Below are 826 nucleotides of genomic sequence, written 5' to 3' on the forward strand. Positions count from 1 at the left end.
GCATTATTAAATCCAATAATATTAATTGGGGAACAAGCCCTTGGTAAAATAAAGCAAGCGCTTCTTTGCCGGATTTGGCTGTTGATATGTCATACTTATTTTGCAATACCGTTTTTACCATTTCAAGATGAATACCGTCATCATCTACTATTAGAATTTTTTGCTTTTCATCGCCGACGGTATCGTTAAATTTTTGCGTTTCCTGTTTCAGAGCGTCAAAGTTCCGGTTGTTTTCAATGCTCATGTCGTTTACATGGCTGACTGAAACGCTTATCTGATTAACGCCCTTCAATATCTCGTTCATGCCTTTTACCGCTTCCCGGCTTGTATTTATAAATTCGTCCGTTTCTTTAACCAGAGTCTTTCCCGATTCAGCCATGTCATCAGAGCCTTTTTTAACCGAGCGGGTTATGTCCCTAAGGCGGCTTATGGCTTCCAATATTTGCTTTCCGCCAGTTTCCTGTTCCTGCATGGCGTTTAAAATATTTTGTTCATGTTCTGAAACTGTTTTTACGCTTGAGTCTATAGCGCCAAAACGGTCTAACACGTCTTTAGACGATTTTGTAATGTTGTCTATGGACGCTTTTATTTTTTTGAGCATTGACGCGGTAGTTTTTGACTGATTGCTCGATGACTCGGCAAGTTTGCGGATTTCATCGGCGACTACCGCAAAACCCTTGCCGATTTCTCCGGCGTGAGCCGCCTCAATCGCGGCATTCATCGAAAGCAGATTGGTCTGGCTTGCGATACTGTTCATCACCGAATTTATTTCCAAAAGCCCTTCGGAATCATGGGCTATTTCCCCTATTTCCTGCGCGACTGTCTG

Annotated in this window: 1 protein-coding gene; it reads right to left on the reverse strand. The window is 42.5% G+C overall.

Annotated features, from left to right (window positions below):
- The coding region (locus tag ACYVRA_RS07580) for a methyl-accepting chemotaxis protein (protein ID WP_461252134.1) at nucleotides 1-826 on the reverse strand (826 nt) is incomplete at both ends.

The sequence above is a fragment of the Treponema sp. R8-4-B8 genome (assembly GCF_054786175.1).